The following is a 23,870-nucleotide window of genomic DNA, read 5'->3' as shown; positions in this document are numbered from 1 at the left end:
ACATATTTAGTTAACTTTTATATTAAGAAAACGCAGCACTTACCCCCTTTAGATCGATTTACTGTCACAATTCTCACGTTATTATCTGCCCGCAAAACACATGGCAATTTTAAACAGGGCTACATCATAATGTTAACAACTAAGCGCAAATTATCCCTGGCCGTTGGCCTGGGGCTGTTAATGGGCAGTACTTCTTTTGTGACGCACGCTGAAGTCACCTTGATTAAACAAGATCCGCAGGCGGGTGACCCGTTAAGCCGCCTGAACTTCACCGTGGGCGGCAGTATCCGCCCACAGTTCAACAATATGACCGGCGGCGGCGACAACGGCTCCTACAAGCGCAATGGCTTTGACGGCGGCACCCGTTTCCGTTTCCTGGCCGATTACTACCTGTTTGATGACGTCAGCTGGGTCGGCTATTACGAGCTGGGCGTGAACATTCCGGCGCTGTTCAACTGGGACAACCACTACGCGGACGGCGCGCACGACACCAGCCGCCGTATGCTTTACACCGGTTTCCAGAGCAAAACCTGGGGTAAACTCACCTTTGGCCAGCAAAACAGCGTTTACTACGATGTTGTCGGCTCCAAGACCGATATCTGGGATTACGACATGCTGGCCCAGGCTCCGGGCAACGGCATCAACGGTGACTACGACGGCTCCTACCGTTCCCGCCAGATGCTGAAGTACAAAAACACCTTCGGCGACGCCGATGTTTATGCCTCTTACCTGTTCGCGGATGACGAATACCTGCCGGGTAACGGCCTGCGTTACAAGCGCAAGGGCGGCGGTTCACTGGGTGTGGATTACCACCTGACCAAAGACCTGACCTGGGGCGCGGCCTGGAACTACACCCGTGCCGAGATGCGTGACCACGGCACCGGCGACGCGAAAAACTATGACCAGAACATCTACGGCACCTCGCTGAGCTGGAAGCCGGACAACTGGACATTCACCTTCGGCGGCGGTTACTACCAGAACTTCCTGACCACCAAACAGGTGGATGTGGACAACTACTTCGCCGGGGATGCCTGGGGTATCGAATACCTGGCGGGTTACACCATTCCGGTGGCGCAGTATGGGCTGAAGACCCTGATGCCGTACGTGATGGGTGACCGCCTGGAGTACGTGAGCGGCCGTGATTACCAGCGCATCGACAACGGTGTGGGTGTCACCTTCCAGCTCGACTACGGTTTCCGCGTGGACTACGAGCACGTCTTCACCTCCAGCACCGACAACCTCGGCGACATGAACGTGGTGCGCCTGCGCTACGACTTCTGATGCCCTTTTCCCCGGTGCCCGCCGGGGAATGCCGAAAGCGCGCGCCCTGCGCGCTTTTTTTATGCCCCTCTCCCGCGCCGCTATTTACTGACCCGATCAGCAAAATCGTCTATAGCTTTTCCCGGGCGGGCCGATATTAACCTCGTTCATTCATCACACCGGTAAACCACCATGAAAATTTCGACACGCCTCGCGGCAGGATACGGCCTGCTGGCCCTGCTGCTGGTGCTCTGCGCCGGGGTGGCAGTCAACGCCCTGAACAACGCCCAGGACGGCATGAACGACGTGGTTAACGTCAAAATGAAAAAGTACAAACTGGCGCTGGATATGCGCGACAGCGTACGGGATATCTCGATTGCGGTGCGTAACCTGGCATTGCTGACGGACCCGCAAGAGATGGCACCGGAATGGGAACGCGTGCAAACCCAGAAAAAACTGTTCATCAAAAACCGGGAAGAGATGGGGCGGATGATCGAGTCTGATCCGATGCCGGCTGACCAGGACGCCTTCCGCAAAATTGTAGAAGCCGAGGCACCCGCCATGACGGGCTTTGAGAAAGCGGGGCAGCTTGGGCTGCAAAACCTTCAGCAGGAGACCACGACCTACCTGATGAATGTCTCCCGCCCGGCACAGCGCGTGCTGCAAAATGCGCTTAACGCCATGACCGAGGCGCAGCTGAAAAACGCCCAAAACGCAGTGGTCGAGAGCAGCGATGACAGCCGCCAGGCCAGCTTTTTCCTGGGCATCATGGCCGCGGTCTCTTTGCTGCTGGCCGCAGGGGTGGGTTACATGACCGTGCGGGTGCTGACGCGCCAGCTCGGCGGCGAGCCGTCCCAGGCGCAGGCCCTGGCGGCCGCAATTGCCGGCGGCGACCTGACGTCGTCTGTCTCCCTGCGCCCCGGCGACAGCAGCAGTATGCTGGCCTCGCTGGCGCTGATGCAGGCCCGGCTGGGGGAGATTGTGTCGCAGATCAAAGAGACCTCCGCCTCAGTGGCGCTGGCCTCTGATGAGATCGCCCGCGGAAACACTGAGCTGTCTGCCCGTACCGAGCAGCAGGCTGCCGCGTTGCAGGAGACCGCCGCCAGCATGGAGCAACTCACCGCGACGGTGAAAAGCAATACCGCCGGGGCGACCCACACCGCTGGTGCCGCGCGCGAGACGGCAAGCCTGGCAAGCCACGGCGAAGAGAGTGTGCGCAAGATGACCCAAACCATGGCGGATATCTCCCTCAGTGCCGCCAGGGTGCAGGACATCACCAGCACCATCGAAGGCATCGCGTTCCAGACCAACATCCTGGCGCTGAACGCCGCGGTCGAAGCGGCGCGTGCCGGTGAACAGGGCCGGGGCTTTGCGGTAGTGGCAGGCGAAGTGCGCACGCTGGCACAGCGCAGCGCCACGGCAGCCCGCGACATCAAAGGGCTGATTGAGGACGCCACCGTGCTGGTGCAGGAAGGGGTGACGGTAGCGGACGGCACCGCCACCAGCATCATGAACGTGGTAGGGCGCGTGAACGAGCTGGCGGATTCGATGGATGAGATCGCGCTGGCCTCGAACGAGCAGATGCAGGGCATCTCCCAGGTCAACGTGGCGGTCAGCCAGATGGACGGCGTCACGCAGAGCAACGCCACGCTGGTGGAGGAATCTACCACCGCGTCCCAGTCCCTGGCGGAGCAGGTACACGCCCTGCGCGGCATGGTCGAGACCTTCCGCGTATAACACGCTCTTCTTCATATAAAACGATCTTCCTCAGACAAAACAAAAGCGGCGGCGCACACCGCCGCTTTTTTCTTCTCATCCCGCCCGTCTTCCTTTCACACTTTTTATCCCGCTAAAACGCGCCGCATGCAGGCATTCACGCGCTGAATATGGTAGTCATTGCTGTGGTAATTAAAACAGGTGACGACAAAAGGGAGACGTTCATGACACATCCGATACGGCAGATCATCGAAGCCTGTGACCAGGCGATCTCTGCGAAAGCGTTTGATGCGCTGATGGCGCACTACGCAGAAGACGCCGCGCTGGTGGTGAAGCCGGGCATGGTCGTGCGGGGGAAAGAGAACATCCGGAACGCGTTTATCGCTATCTCAGACTACTTTCAGGGGCAGCTGGTGGTGGAACAGGGCGAGATGCAGGTCATTGAGGGCGCGGACAATGCCCTGGTGATTATGGAAACCCTGCTGCGCTTTCCGGACGGGCAGGGCGGCACGGTGGAAACCACCCGGCGCGCGACCTACGTCTTCCGGCAGGCGCGTGACGGCCGCTGGCTATGCACAGTCGATAACTCCTACGGGACGTCCCTGCTGGACGCTGCGTCATGACATGGTTCAGTCAGAAGGGGTTTGAGGTGCGTCTGGAGTGGGGCTTACCGGCGGTGGAGTTTCTCGCCGGTGAGGCGGACTGCGCGGTAGTCGTGGATGTGATGTCATTCTCAACCTGCGTCAGCCTGGCGGTTGATAACGGCGCCCGGATCTACCCCTATCCGTGGAAAGATGCGTCTGCGCAGGCGTATGGGCTGAAGATCGGGGTGAACACCGCCAGCGTTGACCGGCGATTCAGTGGCGAAGGGTATAGCCTGTCACCGGCGTCAATCCGGGCGATACGCGCCGGGGAGAGCCTGATCCTCCCCTCTCCGAATGGGTCGGCCATTTCATTTAGGGCGAGGGACAAGGGGATCGCGGTGTTCAGCGGTTGTTTCAGGAACCTCTCTGCAACGGCCGAAGCCTGCGGCAACTATCAACGCATCCTGCTGATTCCGTGCGGGGAGCGCTGGCCGGACGGCAGCCTCCGCCCCTCGGTGGAGGACTACGTGGCCGCCGGCGGCATTATCACGGCGTTAGGGCGCGAAAATACCTCCCCCGAAGCGCAGGCGGCCGCTGCGGCCTACCAGCATTACCGGAAACAGGGGCTGGCCCTGTTGCAGGAATGTGCATCCGCCGTTGAGCTGCGGCAACGGGGCTTTGCGGCGGACGTCGCGCTGTGCCTGGAAGAAAATGCGGGCGTGCACGCCTGCCGCCTGCACGGGGATGTTTATACCGCCGGTTAAGGCAACTTTTCCCTGTATTGCCTGTGCACAGACAACGCTGGCCTCAGCCGTTATCCCGGAAGCCCGGGTACAGGCTCATGCCGCCATCCACAAACAGGGTGGTGCCGTGCACATAATCCGACAGATCGCTCGCCAGCCAGACCACCGCGTTCGCCACATCCTCCGGCGCGCCGATGCGGCCGTAAGGGATCAACTCCAGCACTTTCTGCCCGGCGTCCCCTTGCAGCGTGTCCTCGTTAATCGCTGTTTTAATCGCGCCGGGCGCGACCGCGTTAACCCGGATGCGCTCCTCGCCGATTTCCTGCGCGATGCTTCTCATCAGCAAGTCAATGCCTCCTTTAGAGGCGGCATAATTTGCATGCCCCGCCCAGGGGATCACCTGATGCACCGAACTCATATGGATAATTTTCCCGCTGGCGCGGCTCAGGGCGGGGTCGGCCTCCTGCTGCCGGAACTGGCGCAGCGCGGCCCGCGCGCAGAGAAATTGCCCGGTCAGGTTAACCTCAATCACTTTATTCCAGTCCGCCAGCGTCATCTCACCGATGGGCGCATCTTTTTGCAGCCCGGAGTTGGCCACCAGAATGTCCAGCCTGCCGAAGGCGTTAATCGCCTGCGCAAAGAGCGCGTCCACGTCAGCCTCCTGGGAGACGTCGCCCCCCACGGCGATGGCCTGCCCACCGCGCTCACGAATGCGGGCAGCCAGCGACTCCGCGGGTTCCTGTTGGCTATGGTAGTTGATCACCACCGCTGCCCCGGCCTGCGCCAATGCCTCGGCGCAGGCGTAACCCAGGCCGGAACTGGCCCCGGTGACCAGGGCCACCTGTTTCTCGAGTGATATGATCATGTACGTTCCTTTCTGTTTCGGGGGCTGCTAAACATCGCCTGATACGCGGGGACGTTAATGACTATGGCGCGTGGTTTCCTTTTCGCCACTCAAAAACCCAATAAAGGGTGTGTAAAAAGCGATGTTGACTGCGCTTGGTGATGAGCATAACGGGCTGGCGGGCCATCCGGCAGGGGCCGTTTATTTACTTTCACTACTATTAATTACAACATACATTTATATACTAATCATTTCACATCAGCAGCAACGCCCTGGGTAAGCCAGCCGTCAGACAGGCGCAGGATCGCGGCCTGACAGGCAGACGGCCCTGCTGCCTCACAGCGTAAGGGCCGGTGATAATGTATTCAGCGCAGTGTTACGCCATTAGAATCGCCACGCCACAAACAGGCCATAGCGTATCTGGCTGGATTGTTCGGTAATGGGGCTGTCTGCGGCGTCGCTGGTCAGATACAGGGCGGACGCCCTGACACCGGCGACCCATGACGGGGCGAACTGGTAATCCAGGCCGGTATTAATACCCACATCTTCCAGGCCGCTCCCGGCCCGGTAACGCGGCAGGCCGCTGCGGGCAGACTGCTCAGAGGTGACGCCAAACTGCGTTTGCAGATATTGGCTGTTGCCCCAGCTCAGGGTTGGCCCGGCAAACAGGCTGAGGGTCTCCGTGGGCTCCCACTTCAATTGGGCAAAGGTAATTACCCGCAGACCCTGATGGTTGCCGCCCACATCCTGCGTGGCAATCACGCCGCCCTTGAACAGCGTGTTCTCATAGATGCCGGAAAGAAACGCGCGCGGCGTGACATCAATATCGCCCAGCCCTTTCAGGTGCTCATCGTCAGAGGCCTGACGCGGGGAGAGATCAGACCCGACCCCCAGGGCAAATTTCCATTGCTCGCCATCAATAAAATTCCAGCCGACCGCGGTAAGGGTGTCCACACCGCCGATAAAATAGGGACCATAGTTGAGTTTTACCGCCGGGATAAAGTCCGTTTTATCATCCCTGGCACCCAGATAGGCCGGTTTAACGCCGATGCCGCCGCCCACCATTCCGCTCAGGGTGTAAGGCTGCTCGTCTGCCATCGCCGGCAGACTGATCACGGCCATCATCAGCAGAGGGGGCAGGGCTTTCCCTGTGAAAAAAGACATAAATATTATCCTCGTGGCAACAAGCCGGTAACCCATTTAAGCAGTTGCCTGTAACGCGCTCTTTTACGTCAGGTAAAGTTTTGTTGCTGAAACGAGAATAAATATGTCTGTCAGGCCGGGGGCCTCAGCGGAATACGGACATGGAAGCAGGCACCGCCGGTCTCGCGGTTATGTACCCAGACGCTGCCGCCATGGTGCGCGGCGATCGCCCCGACCAGCGCCAGCCCCAGCCCGGTGCCGTCTGTATCGCGCGCGAGGCGGTAAAAAGGCTGGAAGATACGCTGCATCTCAGGCTCAGGAATGCCCGGCCCCCGGTCGCTGACCCGGAAAACGGCCTGGCCTGTCGCGTCTGCCAGCAGGCTGACCGTGACCGCTTTGCCGCCATGTTTCAGGGCGTTCTCAATCACATTGCGCATCAGGCGGCGCATCAGCCGCGCATCTGCCCGGGCAATAAGGTGATCGGCCGTCAACGGCACCGCGGCCCGGGCACACTCCTCGGCGGCAAGCGCCGTCAGGTCAGTGGTGCTGAACGCCGCATGCTGATCCGCATCCACCCTTTCCAGGCGGCTCACGGTCAGGATCTCCTCGACCAGCGTGTCCAGCTCTGCCACGCTGCGCAGCAGCTCCTGCCGTAACGGGGAATCTTCTGCCGCGAGCAGCGCCGAGGCCATCTGGATGCGCGCCAGGGGCGAGCGCAACTCATGGGAGGCATTGGCCAGCATCGTTTTCTGCGCACGCACCAGCGCCTCAATCTGCCCGGCGGCACGGTTAAAACTTGCGGCCAGCTGCCCGACCTCATCCTGGCCGGAGACTTCCACGCGCGAGGAGAGGCGGCCTTTGCCCAGTGACTCCACGCTCTGCTGAAGCAGCTCCAGGCGCGCGGTCAACCGGCGGATCACGGGCAGTGCGGCGCACGCCACCGCAAAAGCCAGCGCCAGCAGCATAAAGATGAACAGCCAGGGGCGGGCGGCACGGTTGGTGCTGAACTGCACCACCAGAATACGCCGGTCTTTCATCTGCCAGACAAACCGGGTGCCGCGCCAGTCATCGAAATACCCGCCCGGTGTAATCTGCGCCGGAAAAGGGATGGCGGGCGACAGGGCGCGGCTGATCAGCGCCCCGTTTGCCGTAAACAGCGCAAAACGCGTATGGGTCCGCGCTATCCAGGTATCAATGGCCTGAGACTGGCGTTCCCGGCCGGCAGAGGCAGGCGGAAGCGTGTCCTCTACCATGGCCGTAAAGGTGGCGAAAGCCCGCAGATGGCGGTTGTTATTATCTATTCCCAGCCAGATGACAATGGTGCACAGCACCACCGCCAGCACCGCGCCGATGACCGCGAGGTAGATCTGCATATACATGGGAAGATCGGTGATTTTTTTCATGGCGACAGCGCACCTGCCAGGTCGTTATAAGGTGGGGAGGCGTGAAAACAGATAGCCCACCCCGCGCAGGGTGATGATGTGTTTAGGCGTGCGCGGATCCTCCTCAATGGCCTGACGGATACGCCCGATATGGACATCAATCGCCCGGTCAAAGCTCTCATAATTTTCACCGCGGATGGCCTGCCACAACTGCTCCCGGTTCAGTACCCGACCGGCATGGCGCGCCAGCGTCAGCAGCAGGTCAAATTGCAGGGAGGTCAGGGTTCGCGGCTGGCTGTCAACGGTCACGGTACGGGCGGCGGCATCAATCTCTAACCGGCCGGAACGGATCAGCGGCGTGTCACTTCCCTGGGCGGGGCTGGCAGTGCGGCGCAACACGGCCCGCATCCGGGCCAGCAGCTCACGCGGCTCAAACGGCTTGGGCAGATAGTCGTCAGCGCCCAGCTCCAGCCCGATGATCCGGTCTGTGGGATCGCCGCGGCCGGTGACCATGATAATCGCCGGTTCATTGTGGCAGGCAGTACGGATATAGCGGCAGACTTCCAGCCCGTCGGCATCGGTCAGCATCAGATCCAGCAGGACAAGATCAAACGTCTTCTGGCCGAGGGCGTCCCGGGCGAGGGCCGCATTGGGGGCGTGGTGTATGTCAAAGCCGTACTGCGCCAGATAAGGTATAACCATCTGCGCCAGCCGGGTATCATCCTCAATGAGCAAGACCCGGAAAAGGGAGGAGGGGGTTATCAGCATGATCACCTGCCTGTGTGAGTAAAGGGGGGGAGTCCGTCACCGGGCACTGCACCCTGGGCCGGGAAAAAGAGTGAAAAGCGTGTCACGCCTGCGTGACTCCCGGCAACACAGCGCCCCTGGTGCAACCGCATAATGCTGCTGACAATCGACAGGCCAAGGCCGCTGCCCGCCGATGACGCCTGGCGCGAACTGTCCGCCCGCCAGAAGCGGTCAAACAGCCTGGGCAGATCGGCCGCAGGAATCGGCTCCCCGCGGTTTTCTACGATCACGCAGGTACCCTGCGGGGCGTGTTCGCCGAGAATACGCACCGTACTGCCGGGCTCTGCATAACGCAGGGCATTCGCCAGAAGATTGGCTACCGCGCGGCTGAACAGCCCGGCATCGGCCCAGACCTCGCCCCGTGCAGGGCATGTCACCCGGATGTGGCGCTCCGCCGCCGGCCCCTCAAAATAGTCGGCCAGCCGGGCGCACTCGGTGGCCAATGACAGCGCCCGGCACTGAATCGCCTGCCGGGGATCGTCAGACTTTGCCAGAAACAGCATGTTGTCGATCATCCGGGAGATACGCACTAACTCCTCATAATTGGAGCCGAGCAGCAGCAGGTAGTCGGCATTGCTGCGCGGCTGTGCCATGGCGACTTCTGTCTGGCCAAGCAGGTTACTGATCGGCGTGCGCAAGTCATGTGCCATGTCCGCAGAGACCTGGCTCAGCTGCTGAAACCCGGTCTCGAGCCGCTGCAACATGTTGTTGAAGGCTGCCACCAGTGGCTGCAATTCGGGCGGGGCGTTATGCAGCCGGATGCGGTGGGCCAGCCTGCGGGCATCAATCGCATCGGTTTCGGTGGCAAGGCGGTGCAACGCGGCCAGACCGCGGCGGATCAGCCATTGCGCCGCCAGCGCGGCCACCAGCGTTGCCAGGATGATCACGCCGATTATCTGGTCACGGTAGCCTGCCAGCGTCCGGGTGCGCTCGGTCATCAGGCGGCCGGTAATGATCTCCAGCTCGCCCGGGCCGTCCAGGGTTTTCGCCATTGCGGCGGCGGCAATAAAGGGCGTGCCGTCCGGGGTGGACTGGTGGCGCACATCCGCCAGGGATAATGCCCTGCCCACCGGCACCGGCGCGACGGACGGCACAGGCTGGCGGCCGGGGTTAATCACCACCAGCTGTGGCTGCCCGGGGAAGCGCAGCACCAGCAGCGACTCCGTATTGGCCAGCATATTGGCAAACAGGCGCGGCTTCTCATGCACCAGCGTCACGGCCTCTTCATTCATCAGCAAAGTACGGATCTGATCCAGGCGGGTGAGCAGTGCGCCGTCATCGCGCCGGCTGATCTGCGCCGCCAGCGAGTGGTAAAGGATGACTCCGGCCAGGGCCATGACGAGACACACCGTCAACGAGAGGAGCAGGGAGAGGCGGGCGGTCAGGGAGAGCGGCCTCATGCGTCATGCTCGCCGCGGTAACCGACGCCGTGCACGGTGTGAATCAGCGGTACACCGAAGGGTTCATCAATTTTTTGCCTGAGCCGGCGCACGGCAACATCCACCACGTTGGTATCGCTGTCAAAATTCATATCCCAGACGCGTGACGCGATCACCGTACGCGTCAGCACCTGGCCGGGGTTCATCATAAAGAGCTGCAACAGGTTAAACTCCTTGTTGGTCAGGTTTATCCGGCTTCCCGCACGCGTCACCTGACGTTTCACGATATCCATATGCAGGTCGCCAAGCTGGAGGTGCTCCTCGCGCTTGGCGTGGCCGCCGCGCCGCAACAGGGTGCGGACCCGCGCCAGGAGCTCGGCAAATGAAAAGGGTTTGACCAGATAGTCATCCGCGCCCAGCTCCAGCCCTTTGATACGATCCTCCACCGTGCTTTTCGCCGTCAGAAAAATCACCGGTGTCTGGGTTTCCTTGTCCAGCGCCTGCATCACCTCCCAGCCGCTGAGTTCCGGCATCATCACATCCAGCAGGATCAGGTCGTAGTGAAACTCGCGGGCGTAATGCAACCCGTCGCGGCCGTTGGCCGCGACATCTACCACATAACCTGACTCGGTTAACCCACTGCGCATGTATTCCCGGGCTTTGGGTTCATCCTCAATCACCAGTATTTTCATCAGCTTCCCCCTGGCCCGGCGCGGTACGCCGCCTTCAGGGTTGCGCGAGCCGGGCCGCTTCTTCAATCAGTTGTGCGACGGCCTGTGGGTGAGATTCATACACTGAATGGCTGGCACCGTCGATCTCTACCGTATGGCTGTGAGCACGTTTGGCGTACATCCGTTCCAGTTCAGGATTAATGATTTTGTCGGCTTTTGCCACCATGTACCAGCTCGGTTTGGTTTTCCAGGCGGGATGGGTGATCGTCGTGGTAAAGACGGCGGCAGCGGTCGGGATCTGGGCATGGGCCTCAAACTCAGCCTGTTTGCGCGGCAGATCGGCTGCAAAGTCAGCGTGGAATACCGCCGGGTCAATGGTCAGGAAGCCATCCGGGGAGCGTTCAAAGGGGTGGGCGCTGTTCGGCCATTTTTTGCCGTTGGCCGCTTCCGATTCCCCCTCCTCGGGGGCATGGGCGGCGATGTACACCAACCCGGCGACATGCGGATCATTACCCGCTTCAGTAATGATCGCGCCGCCATAGCTGTGCCCGACCAGAATCGCCGGGCCCTGCAGTTTTGCCAGCACGCGGGTGGTGGCGGTAACGTCCTCGCGGTAGCTGGTAAGGGGTTCCTGCACCAGCGTGACGTGGTAACCGTCGCGGGTCAGGATATTATAGACCGGCTGCCAGCCCGCCCCGCTGACAAAGGCACCGTGTACCAGTACCACATTTTTGACCGGGGCCGCATAGGCGCTGGTGGCGGAGGCTGCCAGTATCAATGCTCCCGCCAGCAGGCCGGTTTTCAGATTTTTATGCAGGTTGCGCATGCTGTTTCCTCGTAGTTCGTCGTGATCAAAAGAGTACAACGAGTCTACAAAGGGCGTGCTGACAACAGCATGAGCCAGTTATGACAAAATCATGACAAACAGGCCGCTTACAAAAACATGCCGCCGGATGCCTCAATGCGCTGGGCGTTGACCCAGCGGCCTGCGTCAGAGAGCAGGGCAGCAATCAGCGGCCCGATGTCCTCCGGCAAACCCGCCCGGCCCAGCGCGGTGGCCCCGGCCACAAAGGCATTCACCTCCGGGTTGTCGCGCACCGTGCCGCCGCTGAAATCGGTCTGGATCGCGCCCGGTGCCACGGTGTTCACGGCGATCCGCCGCGGCCCCAGCTCTTGTGCCTGATAACGCGTCAGCACCTCCAGCGCGCCTTTCAGCGCGGCATAGGGGCCGCTTTGCGGCACGCAGAAACGCGTCAGGCCGCTGGAGAGGTTCACAATCCGCCCGCCGTCCTTGATGAGCGGCAACAGCGTTTGCGTCAGGAAAAACACGCCTTTGAAATTCACCGCGAAGAGCCGGTCCAGCTCCTGCTCAGTGGTCTGCGCCAGGGTGTTGTGGTGCGAGATGCCGGCATTGTTCACCAGATAGTCAAGGCGGTCAGCGCCCCAGCCGGCGAGCGCCTGTTGCACCGAGCCGGCAAACGCGCCGAAGGTGTCGCAGGCACCGGTGTCCAGCGGCAGGGCGAGGGCGTCCGCGCCGGCCTGCCGGGCGGCGTCAATGACGTTATGCGCCTCGTCCTGCCGGGTGTGGTAGGTAAAGAGGCTCGAGACGCCCCGGGCGGCCAGCGCCAGTACGGTGCTGCGGCCAAGGCCCCGGCTGCCGCCGGTGACCAGTGCAATAGGGGAAGAGGGGGTGTGGTGCATGGCTGTTCTCCGAATCAGGGGAAAGGCTTACTCTATGCCCGGCCGCCGGGCGGCGTAATACCTGAACCTACCCGGTTCTTGCCTGATCCTGCCCGGCGTGGTACTTCCTGTTTCTGTTTATATCACCGCCACAGGCGTTTTATGGCACCGCAACAGGAGTGAAGATGCAGGGACTGGAGGATTTACGGGCAACGCTTTGCAAACAGATTGCCCGGCTGGGCGGCCATAGCCCGTTTTATACCGCCATCGACGGGATGATAATGTTGCAGGCGAAGACCGACCGGCACCCCACGCACCTGCTCCACCAACCCGCTCTGTGCATCGTGGTGCAGGGGGAAAAGTGGACGGCGTTTGGTGAGCGGAAACTCACCTATCGCGCCGGGCAGGCGATGGTGGTGGGCCTGGAGATGCCGGGCACTAGCCAGGTGGTGGAGGGTGATGACGCGTCGCCCTATTTAAGCCTCGTGCTGACGCTGGATCAGGCCATTATGCGGGAAGTCTGTGAAACGCTCCCGATGCTGCCCCCGCCGCCGGAAGACAACGGCGCCTTTGTGGTCGATCTGGATGCGCCGCTGCTGGCATGCGCGGCCCGCGCCGTGAGCCTGCTGGACAACCCTGACGCCATACCGCTGCTCTACCCGGGTATCATGCGGGAGGTAGGCTACTGGTTGCTGACCGGGCCGCATGGCGGCGCGCTGGCGCAGCGGATCACCGGAACCGGGCCGCAGCGCCGGATGGCCGGGGCCGTGCACGCCCTGCGGACGCAGTTTGCAGAGCCGGTACGCATCAGCGATCTGGCGGCGATCGCCGGCCTCAGCCCGTCGGCGTTCCACCGCCATTTCCGGGCGCTGACCGGGATGACGCCGCTCACCTTCCAGAAACAGCTGCGCCTGATGGAAGCGCGGCGGCTGATGCTGACCGGCAACATCTCCGCGGAATCCGCGGCCTTTGCCGTCGGCTACGCCAGCGCATCGCAGTTCAGCCGCGAGTATGCCCGCCTGTTCGGTGCGCCGCCGCGGCGTGACATCGTCCGCCTGCAGCCGCCGGATGCGGGCGTCAACCTGCGCGAAAAGGGGTGACCGTCAACGCCTCGGCCTGATAGTGAGAGAACCCCGGGCTGAGTCTCAGGCGTGCAATTCGGTGACGCTCAGGGTAAACACTACCGGCTCATCGCCGGTGTGGGCATACTGATGCGGAAGGTCAGTTTTTGCCACGGCGGCGCACCCCGCCGCAATGGTTAAGTGGGTGTCGCCCACCTGGAACGCCAGCACGCCTTGCTCAACGTGGAACAGCTCCACCGTGCCGGGCGGGTGGCCGGGCGAGGAGAAAACCTCACCGGGGAACAGTTCCCAGCGCCATAACTCGATCATGTCCGGGCCCTGGGTGCCTGCCAGCAACCGCGCCGAGCCGCCCGCCGGGCCGTGCCACAGCACCGGCATCTCATCTTCGGTGATCAGGTGCGCGACCGGGGTATCCGCGACGTTGACGATGTCCGCCACCGAGAGACCCAGGGCCGCAGCGATCTTGCATAAAATCGCGATGCTGGGGTTAGCGGTGCCTTTTTCGATCTCCACCAGCATTCCTTTACTGACCCCGGCACGGCGCGACAGCTCATCCAGTGAGAGTTTCCGGCTTTTACGGCAGGCGTTGATCCGCCGGGAGACCGCTTCGCTGACCTGCCGGACATCCGCACCCGCCCCGGTCGGTTTATTGACTTTTTTGGTCATCGGTCATTATCATGTAATAAATTAGTCATTAAAGGATTATCCGATGTTTACTGTTCAGCCGTCAATCGATCCCGCGCTCGCCGCCATTGCGCCCGGCTTCCGCGCCCTGAGTATTACCGTCGAGGCCGCGCCCCTGCTGCACCCGGAAGTGGCCGAAGCCGCGTTAACCGAGGCGTGTGACGCGGTGGTTGCCGGAGAGGCCCCCTGGGCGGATGCCCATCTCGCTGCCTGGGCTGAGGTGTTCAAACGTTTCGGTGCCAAGCCGAAGCGCACCCCCTGTTCCGCCGAAGCACTGCGCAAGCGTGTGTTGCGGGACGGCAGTTTGCCGGGCATTGACCCGGTCGTGGATCTCTATAACGCCGTGAGCATCCGCTTTGCCATCCCGGTCGGCGGGGAGAATATCACCGCTTACCACGGCGCGCCGCGCCTGACGCTGGCCGACGGCACCGAGCTGTTCGATACCCTGAAACAGGGCGAACCGGCGCACGAGTCCCCGGAGCCGGGCGAGGTTATCTGGCGGGATGACTCCGGCGTGACCTGTCGGCGCTGGAACTGGCGGCAGGGTGTGCGTACCCGGCTGGGTGCAGACGCAACACAGATGTGGTTCATTCTGGAAAGCCTGCCGGAGATGCCGCTGGAGGCGCTGCAGGCGGCAGGTGAGCAGCTGATGGCCGGGCTGCAACAGATGATGCCCGGCGCCGTGATCGAGAAACAGCTTATTGGGTTTACGCAGCCGGACGCCGGTTAACAAAAGGTGACAGCGTCACCCGGAGCGCCCGTTTTGTCAGGCCCCGCCCAATCGGGCGGGAAACCGTCAAGGCAGGCGAGGCCTGCGCTCTACGCCGGACAGTTATCTAGAAGTCGTATTGCAGGGTCAACCGGTTTTGCCAGAAATGAGAGTCATACAGCGGCGATGTTTGCACCCCGGCAAAATCGCTCAGGCTCAGCCCTTTCAGCACGCCGCTCAGCGCCCAGGTGAAATACACCAGATATTCCGACTGATTGATGCTGGCGGATGACACCGAGGGTTTGAGATCCATAAAGGAATACTGCGTGCCTAACGACAGGTTTTCATTCAGCACGTAATTCACACTGGTCGAATAGGCATTACCGCTGCCCAAATCCTGCGTACTGGTAAAGAACGGCTGGGCGAAATAGGGGCCGGATGAGCTGTTGTGTGCGTAAGGCACCACCAGCGAGCCGTTGTTCCAGCTGTCGGCGCCGCCGGTGATATGGTCATAGTTCAGCTTCCAACTCAGGTCAGAGGTGAAGCTCAGCGCCAGTTGCGCACCGTACGAGGTGCTGTTTACGTCACCCGCCAACGCTTTGCCGTCGCTGGTTCCGCGTATAAATTGCAGTGCGACATCCGGCTGGAACAGCGCCTCCTGCCAGTGCAGATGGCTCTCGCCATAGACCACCCGCGAATAGTCCGCGTACTCTTCATACCATAGCTGCCCGGTAAGTTTTTTACCGTTCCACTGCGTACCGCGCCCGCCGCCGACGGCCCACATGCCGTTAGTCGGTTCATCAATATCGCTATATGCCGTGGTGCCCAGGAACTGATCATTGCCCCACGGTTTATAACGCCAGACTTTGGTGGCATGTAAATAATTGGTGCTGTCGCCGTAATTGGTATCCACCCCACGGAAAAGAATCGGCGTAATACGCCAGTCATAATCCCCCACAAAGGGAATATTAATACGCTGGTCGCCTGCGGTAATTTTAAAATCACCCTGCTGCCAGGTTAAATAGGCCTCACCAATATTGGTTTGATTATTGCCGATATCGCTGATGGTATGTGCTTCATCAGGATGGTCAATACCGCGCAGAAAAATGGCGCTGACGCCGGCGCGAAATCCATATACCGGGGCGGTTTCATATTTCAGGCTGCCGCCGTAGCTGGCAGTGTCCTGATTAAACCCTTTGGAAAAATACGCATTATGGGTGGAATAATAGAGCGTCCGTAAACTGCCGCTCACCGTGCCGCAGGTAAAAATATCCGTGAACGTGTCGACCCCCGTGACGTCATGCTGACAAGCGCTGATATTGCTTGTTGTTACTGCTAATGCAGCCGGAGACAGAGGTAAAAACAGCGCAATCAACCCTGCACTTTTCAGTGTTTTCATTTAAATATGTCCTGAATAATAGACCCATGGTAAGAGAGCAACGCGCAGCCGCCCGGATGCCCATTATCCGGCAGCCGGCTTTGCGTAAATAAGCGCTTAAAAAATTAATTTACACCTGGAATATGCACATCCGGCAGCGTGTCACGGACTTCCCAGCCGCGGAGTTTTCCCGGGTTCAGCAAATTATATGGGTCGCAGGCGCGTTTCATCGCGACCACATCGGCGCGCACTTTACCCTGTTTGCCGTCTTCAATATAAAGCACGTGAGGGTTATTTATTTTTACGCCGTTGCTGCGATAACTCTCCATAATCGCGTTCAGGCGATCTTCCCCGCTATAGCGCACCAGCGGTAATCCACTGCAGGTCAGCGCGCCATCCATATCGCGCAGAAACTCAATATGCGACATGACTTCATCTGACAACTGCGTTTCCATCTCCAGCACCTGCCGGGCGTAATTCTCCGGTGAATAGGCGGTTTGCAGATAGGTCAGGGTTTTGTCGGTTTTCAGCGCCTGTAATGTCGTATGGTTCCAGCAATATTCAATCAGCGAATGGCCGGTATTTTCACCCTGGGCAAAATGAAGCGCATTCCGGCCTTCATGCTGCGTCAGAAGAGAAGGCAACAGCGCATCGCTTTCGCTGCCGACCACGGAGATCACGCCGTGACGCCCGGCCACCCCTGCCTGTGCCAGATCGGTAAAATAGTCCAGCACCGGGGCAGCAAAAACCGCGATCTGACGTTTCACCAGGCCAGGCGAACGCGCGAGCGCATCGGCAAACGCCATCGCGGCGGGGAAATCCGCAAAGGTATCGAGACGCTCAATCCAGTCGTGACGCGGTGCCAGCGCCAGTTCGATCTCCAGCACGATGCCGTTACTGCCATACGCGTGGTGCAGCAGCAGCGCGTGCGGCGCCTGTAGCGTCAGAATCCGCGGGGTTTCTTCCATGGTCATGATGCGCACCGACAGCACATTGCCCGGCGCGGCCAGCGGGCCGTAATTGATCGAGCCCACCCCGCCGAAGCCGCCGCCAAACAATCCCCCGAGCGTTGCCAGCTTCCAGGTTGAGGGCATGCAGCGCAGCTCCCAGCCAAGCGGGCGGGTATGTGATTCCAGATCGCCAAGGCGAATACCGGCTTGTGCGCGCACCGTCCCTTGCCCCATGGCGATCACCGCATTCAGCCGGGTCATGTCCACCATTACGCCGCCATCCAGCGGGATCAGCTGGCCATAATTGCCGGTACCCCCACCGCGCAGGTTAAGCGGCACCCGCTGTTTGGCACAGGCTGCGACGATGGCCGCCAGCTCCTGCTCGTCACGCGGGCGCACGGCCAGCTCGGCGAAGGTATGTTCCAGTTGGGGTTTCAGCACCGGGCTGAACCAATGAAAATCACGCGACAGGCGTTTCACTTTCGGCGCGTCTTTAATCCAGTCGAGTTCAGGCAACGCCGCGACCAGCGCCGCCAGTGCTGACCGGCGATCAGAATCAGACATATTTTTTTCCTGTGGTCAAAAAAGAGGTGGTTAAAAAAGATACAGTTAAAAAATGATCAGGTTGGGCTGAGCTCGCTCTCATGCCAGGCGGCCAGGACGCGGCGGGTCAGCCAGGACATCAGGGCGAAAAGCAGGAACCCAGCCAGGGAAATCAGCAGCAGCGCGGCAAACATCAGCGGAATATTCAATTGGTAGCCGGCCTGCAAAATCTGATAGGCGAGGCCGGTATCGGTACCGCCGGTACCCGCGACAAACTCCGCGACCACCGCACCAATCAGTGACAAGCCGCTGGAGATGCGCAGCGCACCAAAGAAATAGGGCAGCGCTGAAGGGATACGGAGCCTCAGCAGGATCTGCAGGCGCGAGGCATGGTTGAGGTGGAAATAGCTCAGCAGCCCGGGCGACACGCTGCGCAGGCCTTGCGTGGTGTTGGAAATGATGGGAAACACCGCCATCAGCGTGGCGCATACCACCAGCGACAGGGTGGTGTCTTTTACCCAGATGATGATAAGCGGCGCAATGGCGACAATCGGCGTCACCTGTAAAAAGACGATGTAAGGGAACAGCGCCGTTTCGATAAAGCGATTTTGCACCAGTAAAAAGGCCACCGCCGACCCAATCACAATCGCCAGCACAAAGGAGAACACCGTAATTTTTAAGGTGTACAACAACGACATAAACAACGTGGGGAAATTTTGCATCAGGCTCTGCGCCACCACCAGCGGGGAGGGCACCAGAAAGGCCGGCACATTGAGCGCGGTGACCAAAAACTGCCACAGCAGCAGCATGGCGATGGCGACCAACGTCGGGAACAGCCACTGCTGAAATTGACGATTTGCCGCTAACGGTTTCATGATTTACTCTCCTGGCTGGCTGCAAACAGGCCGCGTTGAAGTTGTTGCGCATAGTGGGTGAACGGCTGGCTGACGCGGAAGTCGTCATCGCGCGTCAGGGTGGTCTCAATGCGGATGTCATCCACCACCCGGCCCGGCCGCGCCGCCATCATAATGACGCGTTGCGACAGGAAGACCGCCTCCTGGATCGAGTGGGTGACAAACACCACGGTGAGCTTCTGCTCCTGCCATAAATCCAGCAAATCACTGTCCAGTTTGTTGCGGGTGATTTCATCCAGCGCCCCGAACGGTTCATCCATCAGCAGGACTTTCGGCCGGGTAACCAGCCCGCGTGCGATAGACACGCGCATCTGCATGCCGCCGGACAGCTCGCGCGGCAGCACGTGACCAAACTTTTCAAGGCCGACCAGTTCAAGGATTTCACGCACGCGCGTGTCAGCTTCGGCACGCAGCACGCCCGCCAGATCCAGCGGCAACCGCACATTTTTATGCACGTTGCTCCAGGGCATCAGTGTCGCCTCCTGAAACACAAACGACAGCGGCACATCGCGCTGGCTTTCACGGCGATCGCGCCGGAAGAGCATCAGTTTTCCGTCGCTTGGCTCAATCAGCCCGGCAATCATTTTCAGCAGGGTACTTTTGCCGCAGCCGGAGGGGCCAAGCAGCGAAACAAATTCGCCCTGGCGAATGGTGAGATCGACCGGCAACAGGGCGCGCGTGCCGTTCGGGTAGATTTTCTCCGCTGACAGCACCTCAATCGCGGGGAGAGCCGCCGGCTGCGGCGCCCGCGGCCGGTCGGGGTTTATCAGTGTGATGCGGCTGGTGCTGCTCATGGTATAACCTTCACGTCCTGAATGAATTTCAGGTTATAGCTGCCTTCGAACGGCACCTTGGCCGGGTCGATGAGCTTGTTGTCCACCAGTAATTGCCAGGTCTGTTTCAGGCGTGGTTCAGTAATGATGCCGATGCCTGCGGTTTGCGCATCGCCGCCGGTCACCATCTGGTATTTCTTCATCTGTGCAATGCCGAACGCGATCTGCTCATCGCTCATCTGCGGGTTCTCTTGCTTGATCAGCCTGTTTCCCGCCGTCGGATCCTGGAGATAGTTTTTCCAGCCCTGCATCGAGGCTTTCACAAAGGCCGCGACCGCCTGCGGGCGTTTTTCGAGGGTGGATTTCATACAGACAATGCTGTTGCCATACGGTGGATAGCCCCAGTCGCTGATCGGATATACGTTGGCCTCGGCATTGGCTTTGCGCACGGCGAAAGGCTCTGAGGTGATATAACCCTGCTGTACCAGGTTTTTGTCCGCCAGGAATGGCTGGATGCTGAAGGTGTAAGGACGGACGCGTGCTTTTTTCAGGTTGAGAACCTGCTGCGCCCAAGGCCAGTACGAGGTATACGCCTCCGCCGCCAGCAGGAAGGTTTTACCCTGCAAACCGGCCTGATTTTTCACATCCGGGTGGGTAATAAACGCAATCGCCGAGTGCTGGAAGGTGGTGGCTACCGGCACGGCTTCCACGCCCTGCTGCCAGGATTGCAGCGCCTGCATATTGTCACTGATAATGCAGTCTGCCTGGCCTGCCGCCATCAGCTGCATGGTATGCACTTGCGGGCCACCCATTTTAAGGGTGACGTCCAGACCGGCATCGCGATACAGATTCTGCGCCAGCGCCTGATAAAAGCCTCCGTGCTCAGCCTGTGCGTACCAGTTGGTGATAAAGGTAAATTTCTCCGCCGCCATGCTTTGGGCCGACATGGCCAGTGAAAGCGCGCCAACGATACTCAATGTTTTTTTCATAGCCGATCCCCGATTAGCGCGATTGTAAGAGTGATGCTGCGTCGTTGTGATCTAACACTTTTCCCTGCCACTGCCCTTTGCCCCAGGCCGGTTCGTCCCGCGTTACCCAGACCATCTGATGCACCTCTGTGATCGCCCGCGCCCAGCTTTCGGCCAGGGAGTCAAGAATGGCTGCGCCCTGTTCGGGCGTGGAGGGCAGCGGGTCGCCGATGACGCCGCTCGGGCCAAAGTCGTAGGAGGCCCAGGCCGCTAAAGGTCTATGCGCGGAAAGCGTCGGGCAGGGAAAGGCCGGCGGATAGTTGGCGACGGCGTTATCCATCTGCACGGTGTCCGGGGCCAGTGCCATCATCAGGGCGGTTTCTGCGTGGCCGGCGTGCATCGCCATCTGGCGCTCTTTCTCATCCATAAAGCTTTCGGCGCAGTTCGGCACTTTGAAGGTGTCCTGCATAATGACGATCATATCGCCATGGCGCAGCCGCAGTTCACGTGCCGCCATCTGCAACGGCTGCGGCTGACCGCCGTGGCCGTTAACCATCAGAAACTTGCGGAAGCCGGCGCGGTACAGGGATTCGCCGATCTCAAGAATGGTGTGCAGCAGGGTTTCACCGGTCAGGGTCAGCGTACCGGGAAAGTGCAGATGCTCGTCCGATTTCCCGTAGGTGATCGGTGGGATGGCGTAGGCCGGAATGTCAGCCGGTAAGCGCGCCAGGGCATGACCGACCACGCCGGAGGCAATCACGCTGTCCACCGCGCACGGCAGATGCGGGCCGTGCTGCTCAATCGCGCCGGTCGGCAGCACAATCACCGTGTTGGCTTTATTGTCCAGCGTGGCAATATCAGTCCAGCTCAGGTACGGCAAAAAGCGGTTTGCCGGAATATAACCATGCAACATTTTGATTCCTCGTGTTATTGGGGCAACCACGCCGTGGCTTCAACTTCGATTAAAACGTCCGGGCTCGGCAGCATCTCGCTCACCTGCACGATGGTCGAGACCGGTGCTGCATCAGGGAAAAACAGCTTGCGCACCCGGCTGTACTGGGGAAAGTGGTCGAGGTTACGGAAGTACTGCACCAGTTTGAATACATCGCTCATCTGGCCGCCCGCGCTCTCGATGGTGGTGCGGACGCTCTCCAGCACGTACCAGCTCTGCGCCAGAACAGGGCCTTCTTTACTGTCCGTAGAGAATTCACCGGTACGCCCGAGCAGCTGTTGTGCATTTTCCGGAATATCCGCGTAGCCGCGCACAATGGTGGCGGTGTGCGGGTTCACCGGAATAATGCCGGACAGAAAAATAAAGTCGCCCGCGCGTCGCCACGCAGCGTATTTTGCCAGCGGTTTTCCCGCTCCTTCATCAAGCGCCATCCGTTTGTTCTCCTGCCGTCAGGGCATAACGCACACCATTTTTCAGCCGGTAACGCCGCCGTTGGCGTAATGGCCAACTCGCGATATCGGCATCCGGAAATACCACCACATCGTTGCCGATCGGCGCTGCACCAGCATGTAACGCACTGCGCTGACAAATCAGCGCGGATGCTTCATCAAACGCCGCGCCGAGTTGCAGGCTCAGTAATCCACTGAACAGGGTGTCAAGCGGGTCATAACTCCCCACCGGACAGAACGCGTCCTGCACGTTGTCGGCGCCCAGTAACAGCGGAATGCCGCGCGCCTGCGCCTCTTTCACCAGCGTCAACCCCCGCAGGCGCGGGGTGCGGCCCGGCACTGCGTCCTGTAACAGCAGGTTGGTCAGCGGCAGCGCGATCAACGTGACGCGCTGCTGTGCCAGCACATCCAGGATCTGGTGCGCATCCGCCTGTTGAGAAAGGGCACAACTGTGGCTGCAGGTGATCTGCCCGTTAAACGGAGACTCCTGCAAATAGTGCGCCAGTTGGCGCAGCCCTTGCGCATCGGCATTGAGCTCTTCATCAATATGCAGATCGATGTCCAGTTGCCATTGATCGGCGGCCCGCAGCAGGTTCTCAAAGGCCTGCGCATCCCAGTTGCTGCTGTGAATAAAGCCGCCGAGTAACGCCCCCCGGCCGCTTGCGGCCACCTGCGCCGCAATATGCTGTGCATCGCGGCTATTTGCGAAGAAGGTCAGGGGGGCCAGCGCCACACGTTCGATGTCACACAGCGGATGGCGTAGCCCGCCGATGACCTGCCAGGCCGGCGGCGCATCAGGGGAAAACCAGTCGATATGGGTACGCAGCAAGCCCACCCCGCCTTCCACCGCCCAGTGCAGCGCCTGGGTGGCGCGCCGCCGTAGATCGTCAGCGCTCCAGTGCTCGCGGTCCCGATGCAGGGCGGCAATCGCGGCCAGTAAACCTGGCTGCTGCGCCGGGCTGCGCTGTACTGTGAAGGTTTTATCCAGGTGGGCGTGTGGTTCGATTAACGCGGGCAGTACCAGCGCGCCATTCAGCGCCAGATAGCCAGCGGGCGGGTGAGCGCTGTCGGGCTCAAACTGCAGGCCTTCAGCATGAAAATGCAGGGTTGCCCGCTGTGGCTGAGCATCCTGTATCGGCCAGTTGTCCGGCAGCAGCCAGCGCGGTAACCGTGCGCCTGTCGCACCCGGATAAGCGTTCATAAGTCCAGCACCAGCAAAGGGGAGTGAGCGCGCGAGCAACACAACACGATGCAGTCATTGGCCGCGCGTTCTTGTTGGCTCAGCACCTCATCGCGGTGATCCGGCCGGCCCGATAACACCCCGGTAATGCAGGCACCGCACATGCCCTGCCCGCAGGAGAGTTCAATGCTGATGCCTGCCGCTTCCAGCACGTCAGCGATGCTCTGATCCGCGCCGATGGCATAACGCGCACCGGACGAGGCAATTTCCACCTCAAAGCGATCGCCAGCAACCGATTGCGTTGTGGGTACAGGCGAGAAACGCTCACTATGCAGTTGACCGGCCTGCCAGCCATAGTGTGCCGCCAGCTGATGCAAATGATCGGTAAAACCGGCCGGGCCGCAGGAGACCAGCACACTGTGATGGGGGTGAGTCAGCTCTGCCGGCACCTGCCGGCGCAGGCTGTCGCCTTCCTGACTGTAGTGGATCACCACGCGTTCACCGAGCTGGGCCAGACGCCCGGCAAAGGCCAGTTCATCACCCCGTTTGAGATAAAGATGCAGGGTAAATTCCGCCCGGCGTTCCGCCAGCGTTTCCGCCATTAATAACAGCGGCGTCAGGCCAATACCGCCGGCAAACAACAAGGTTCGCGGCGCATCGGGTAAGGGGAAATGGTTGCGTGGCGCAGAGATGAGCAGGCGATCGCCCACCTTAAGCTGCTGATGCAACCAGCGGGATCCACCGGTCGACAGCTGATCCAGGCGCACACAGATTTGGTAGCGCTGCCTGTCCGCCCTCTCTGAGCACAGCGAGTATTGCCGTTTGCCGCAGCCGGGGATCACCACATCGATATGCGCGCCCGGGGTGAAAGACGGCAGCCGATCGGTGCCGGCCCCGGCCAGCGTCAATAACATATTACCTGCACCGTTGGACTGCTTTGCGATGACGGTGACAGTCAGGTTCTCTGTCTTCTTCATACCTGGCCTGCTTATACAGGGATGTCATCAGCCGTAACGCCGCGCATGCCCTTGTTTTTATCATGGCAGCGATTATTATTTGGCCTCTGTGTAAGCGTCCAT

At 60.4% G+C, this 23,870-nt stretch carries 24 protein-coding genes and 1 pseudogene; 7 read left to right on the top strand and 18 right to left on the bottom strand.

The annotated features are described in order from the left end of the window. Positions 1-129 precede the first annotated feature (129 nt). From CYR55_RS17205 to CYR55_RS17190, 4 genes are all read left to right on the top strand, one after another. Positions 130-1,281, top strand: a complete 1,152-nt coding sequence (locus CYR55_RS17205; protein ID WP_101817590.1) for a porin — start codon at positions 130-132, stop codon at positions 1,279-1,281. 171 nt (positions 1,282-1,452) lie between these two features. Beyond that, entirely contained in the window at positions 1,453-2,997 is a 1,545-nt protein-coding gene (locus tag CYR55_RS17200; RefSeq protein ID WP_101817589.1) for a methyl-accepting chemotaxis protein, read from the top strand. Between the two features lie 203 nt (positions 2,998-3,200). Continuing rightward, positions 3,201-3,599, top strand: coding sequence for a YybH family protein (locus CYR55_RS17195; protein WP_101817588.1), 399 nt, complete (start codon positions 3,201-3,203; stop codon positions 3,597-3,599). Next, entirely contained in the window at positions 3,596-4,324 is a 729-nt protein-coding gene (locus CYR55_RS17190; protein WP_101817587.1) for a 2-phosphosulfolactate phosphatase, read from the top strand. Before CYR55_RS17195 ends, CYR55_RS17190 begins: the two co-directional genes overlap by 4 nt. 43 nt (positions 4,325-4,367) lie before the next feature. Here CYR55_RS17190 and CYR55_RS17185 read toward each other — a convergent pair whose 3' ends face one another. The 8 genes from CYR55_RS17185 to CYR55_RS17150 all read right to left on the bottom strand — a co-directional run bounded on the left by CYR55_RS17185 (position 4,368) and on the right by CYR55_RS17150 (position 12,230). Beyond that, a complete protein-coding gene (locus CYR55_RS17185) occupies positions 4,368-5,168 on the bottom strand; it encodes a glucose 1-dehydrogenase (protein WP_101817586.1) in 801 nt (266 codons plus the stop codon). A 363-nt stretch (positions 5,169-5,531) separates the two neighbouring features. Then, positions 5,532-6,311, bottom strand: a complete 780-nt coding sequence (locus CYR55_RS17180; RefSeq protein WP_101817585.1) for a MipA/OmpV family protein — start codon at positions 6,309-6,311, stop codon at positions 5,532-5,534. A 110-nt stretch (positions 6,312-6,421) separates the two neighbouring features. Continuing rightward, entirely contained in the window at positions 6,422-7,693 is a 1,272-nt protein-coding gene (locus tag CYR55_RS17175; protein ID WP_101817584.1) for a HAMP domain-containing sensor histidine kinase, read from the bottom strand. A gap of 24 nt (positions 7,694-7,717) precedes the next feature. After that, a complete protein-coding gene (locus CYR55_RS17170; protein WP_101817583.1) occupies positions 7,718-8,440 on the bottom strand; it encodes a response regulator in 723 nt (240 codons plus the stop codon). 2 nt (positions 8,441-8,442) lie between these two features. Next, positions 8,443-9,879: a heavy metal sensor histidine kinase gene (locus CYR55_RS17165; RefSeq protein ID WP_101817582.1), complete on the bottom strand. Its 1,437-nt coding sequence runs from the start codon at positions 9,877-9,879 to the stop codon at positions 8,443-8,445. Next, positions 9,876-10,550, bottom strand: coding sequence for a heavy metal response regulator transcription factor (locus tag CYR55_RS17160; protein WP_101817581.1), 675 nt, complete (start codon positions 10,548-10,550; stop codon positions 9,876-9,878). Before CYR55_RS17160 ends, CYR55_RS17165 begins: the two co-directional genes overlap by 4 nt. 34 nt (positions 10,551-10,584) lie before the next feature. After that, positions 10,585-11,355 (bottom strand): alpha/beta fold hydrolase, encoded by a 771-nt coding sequence (locus CYR55_RS17155; RefSeq protein ID WP_101817580.1) that lies wholly within the window; start codon positions 11,353-11,355, stop codon positions 10,585-10,587. Positions 11,356-11,462: 107 nt separating this feature from the next. After that, positions 11,463-12,230: an SDR family NAD(P)-dependent oxidoreductase gene (locus tag CYR55_RS17150; protein ID WP_101817579.1), complete on the bottom strand. Its 768-nt coding sequence runs from the start codon at positions 12,228-12,230 to the stop codon at positions 11,463-11,465. Between the two features lie 164 nt (positions 12,231-12,394). Between CYR55_RS17150 and CYR55_RS24240 the strand changes: the two are divergent. Together CYR55_RS24240 and CYR55_RS24235 are read left to right on the top strand one after the other, a co-directional pair. Next, positions 12,395-12,910, top strand: a pseudogene (locus CYR55_RS24240) (AraC family transcriptional regulator); the annotation flags it as partial. Positions 12,911-13,015: 105 nt separating this feature from the next. Beyond that, complete coding sequence (locus CYR55_RS24235) at positions 13,016-13,309, top strand: helix-turn-helix transcriptional regulator (protein WP_420912737.1); 294 nt, start codon at positions 13,016-13,018, stop codon at positions 13,307-13,309. Between the two features lie 45 nt (positions 13,310-13,354). Here the strand turns inward: CYR55_RS24235 and CYR55_RS17140 are convergent, their stop codons facing one another. Beyond that, positions 13,355-13,957: a helix-turn-helix domain-containing protein gene (locus CYR55_RS17140; protein WP_101817577.1), complete on the bottom strand. Its 603-nt coding sequence runs from the start codon at positions 13,955-13,957 to the stop codon at positions 13,355-13,357. Positions 13,958-14,000: 43 nt separating this feature from the next. On the opposite strand from CYR55_RS17140, the gene CYR55_RS17135 reads away from it, so the two are divergent. After that, positions 14,001-14,705, top strand: coding sequence for a B3/B4 domain-containing protein (locus CYR55_RS17135; RefSeq protein ID WP_101817576.1), 705 nt, complete (start codon positions 14,001-14,003; stop codon positions 14,703-14,705). A 106-nt stretch (positions 14,706-14,811) separates the two neighbouring features. Here CYR55_RS17135 and CYR55_RS17130 read toward each other — a convergent pair whose 3' ends face one another. From CYR55_RS17130 to CYR55_RS17090, 9 genes are all read right to left on the bottom strand, one after another. After that, entirely contained in the window at positions 14,812-16,083 is a 1,272-nt protein-coding gene (locus CYR55_RS17130; RefSeq protein WP_101817575.1) for an outer membrane receptor protein, read from the bottom strand. Positions 16,084-16,187: 104 nt separating this feature from the next. Continuing rightward, complete coding sequence (locus CYR55_RS17125) at positions 16,188-17,576, bottom strand: FAD-binding oxidoreductase (protein ID WP_101817574.1); 1,389 nt, start codon at positions 17,574-17,576, stop codon at positions 16,188-16,190. A 56-nt stretch (positions 17,577-17,632) separates the two neighbouring features. Continuing rightward, positions 17,633-18,430: an ABC transporter permease gene (locus tag CYR55_RS17120; RefSeq protein WP_101817573.1), complete on the bottom strand. Its 798-nt coding sequence runs from the start codon at positions 18,428-18,430 to the stop codon at positions 17,633-17,635. Then, on the bottom strand, positions 18,427-19,263 hold the full coding sequence (locus tag CYR55_RS17115; RefSeq protein ID WP_101817572.1) for an ABC transporter ATP-binding protein: 837 nt from the start codon (positions 19,261-19,263) through the stop codon (positions 18,427-18,429). Before CYR55_RS17115 ends, CYR55_RS17120 begins: the two co-directional genes overlap by 4 nt. Beyond that, complete coding sequence (locus CYR55_RS17110; RefSeq protein ID WP_101817571.1) at positions 19,260-20,231, bottom strand: ABC transporter substrate-binding protein; 972 nt, start codon at positions 20,229-20,231, stop codon at positions 19,260-19,262. Before CYR55_RS17110 ends, CYR55_RS17115 begins: the two co-directional genes overlap by 4 nt. A gap of 13 nt (positions 20,232-20,244) precedes the next feature. Next, positions 20,245-21,123, bottom strand: coding sequence for a creatininase family protein (locus CYR55_RS17105; protein ID WP_101817570.1), 879 nt, complete (start codon positions 21,121-21,123; stop codon positions 20,245-20,247). A gap of 14 nt (positions 21,124-21,137) precedes the next feature. Then, positions 21,138-21,593 (bottom strand): RidA family protein, encoded by a 456-nt coding sequence (locus tag CYR55_RS17100; RefSeq protein WP_101817569.1) that lies wholly within the window; start codon positions 21,591-21,593, stop codon positions 21,138-21,140. After that, a complete protein-coding gene (locus CYR55_RS17095; RefSeq protein ID WP_101817568.1) occupies positions 21,583-22,812 on the bottom strand; it encodes an amidohydrolase family protein in 1,230 nt (409 codons plus the stop codon). The genes CYR55_RS17100 and CYR55_RS17095 overlap by 11 nt, the downstream gene beginning before the upstream one ends. Beyond that, positions 22,809-23,768 carry a PDR/VanB family oxidoreductase gene (locus tag CYR55_RS17090; protein ID WP_101817567.1) on the bottom strand — a complete coding sequence of 320 codons (960 nt, stop codon included), beginning with the start codon at positions 23,766-23,768 and terminating at the stop codon, positions 22,809-22,811. The genes CYR55_RS17095 and CYR55_RS17090 overlap by 4 nt, the downstream gene beginning before the upstream one ends. Positions 23,769-23,870: the final 102 nt, after the last annotated feature.

This window comes from Chimaeribacter californicus (assembly GCF_002858675.1).
GTDB classification, from domain to species: domain Bacteria; phylum Pseudomonadota; class Gammaproteobacteria; order Enterobacterales; family Enterobacteriaceae; genus Chimaeribacter; species Chimaeribacter californicus.
Note: the sequence above shows the minus strand (reverse complement) of the source record. Positions and strands in the feature narration are given on the sequence as shown.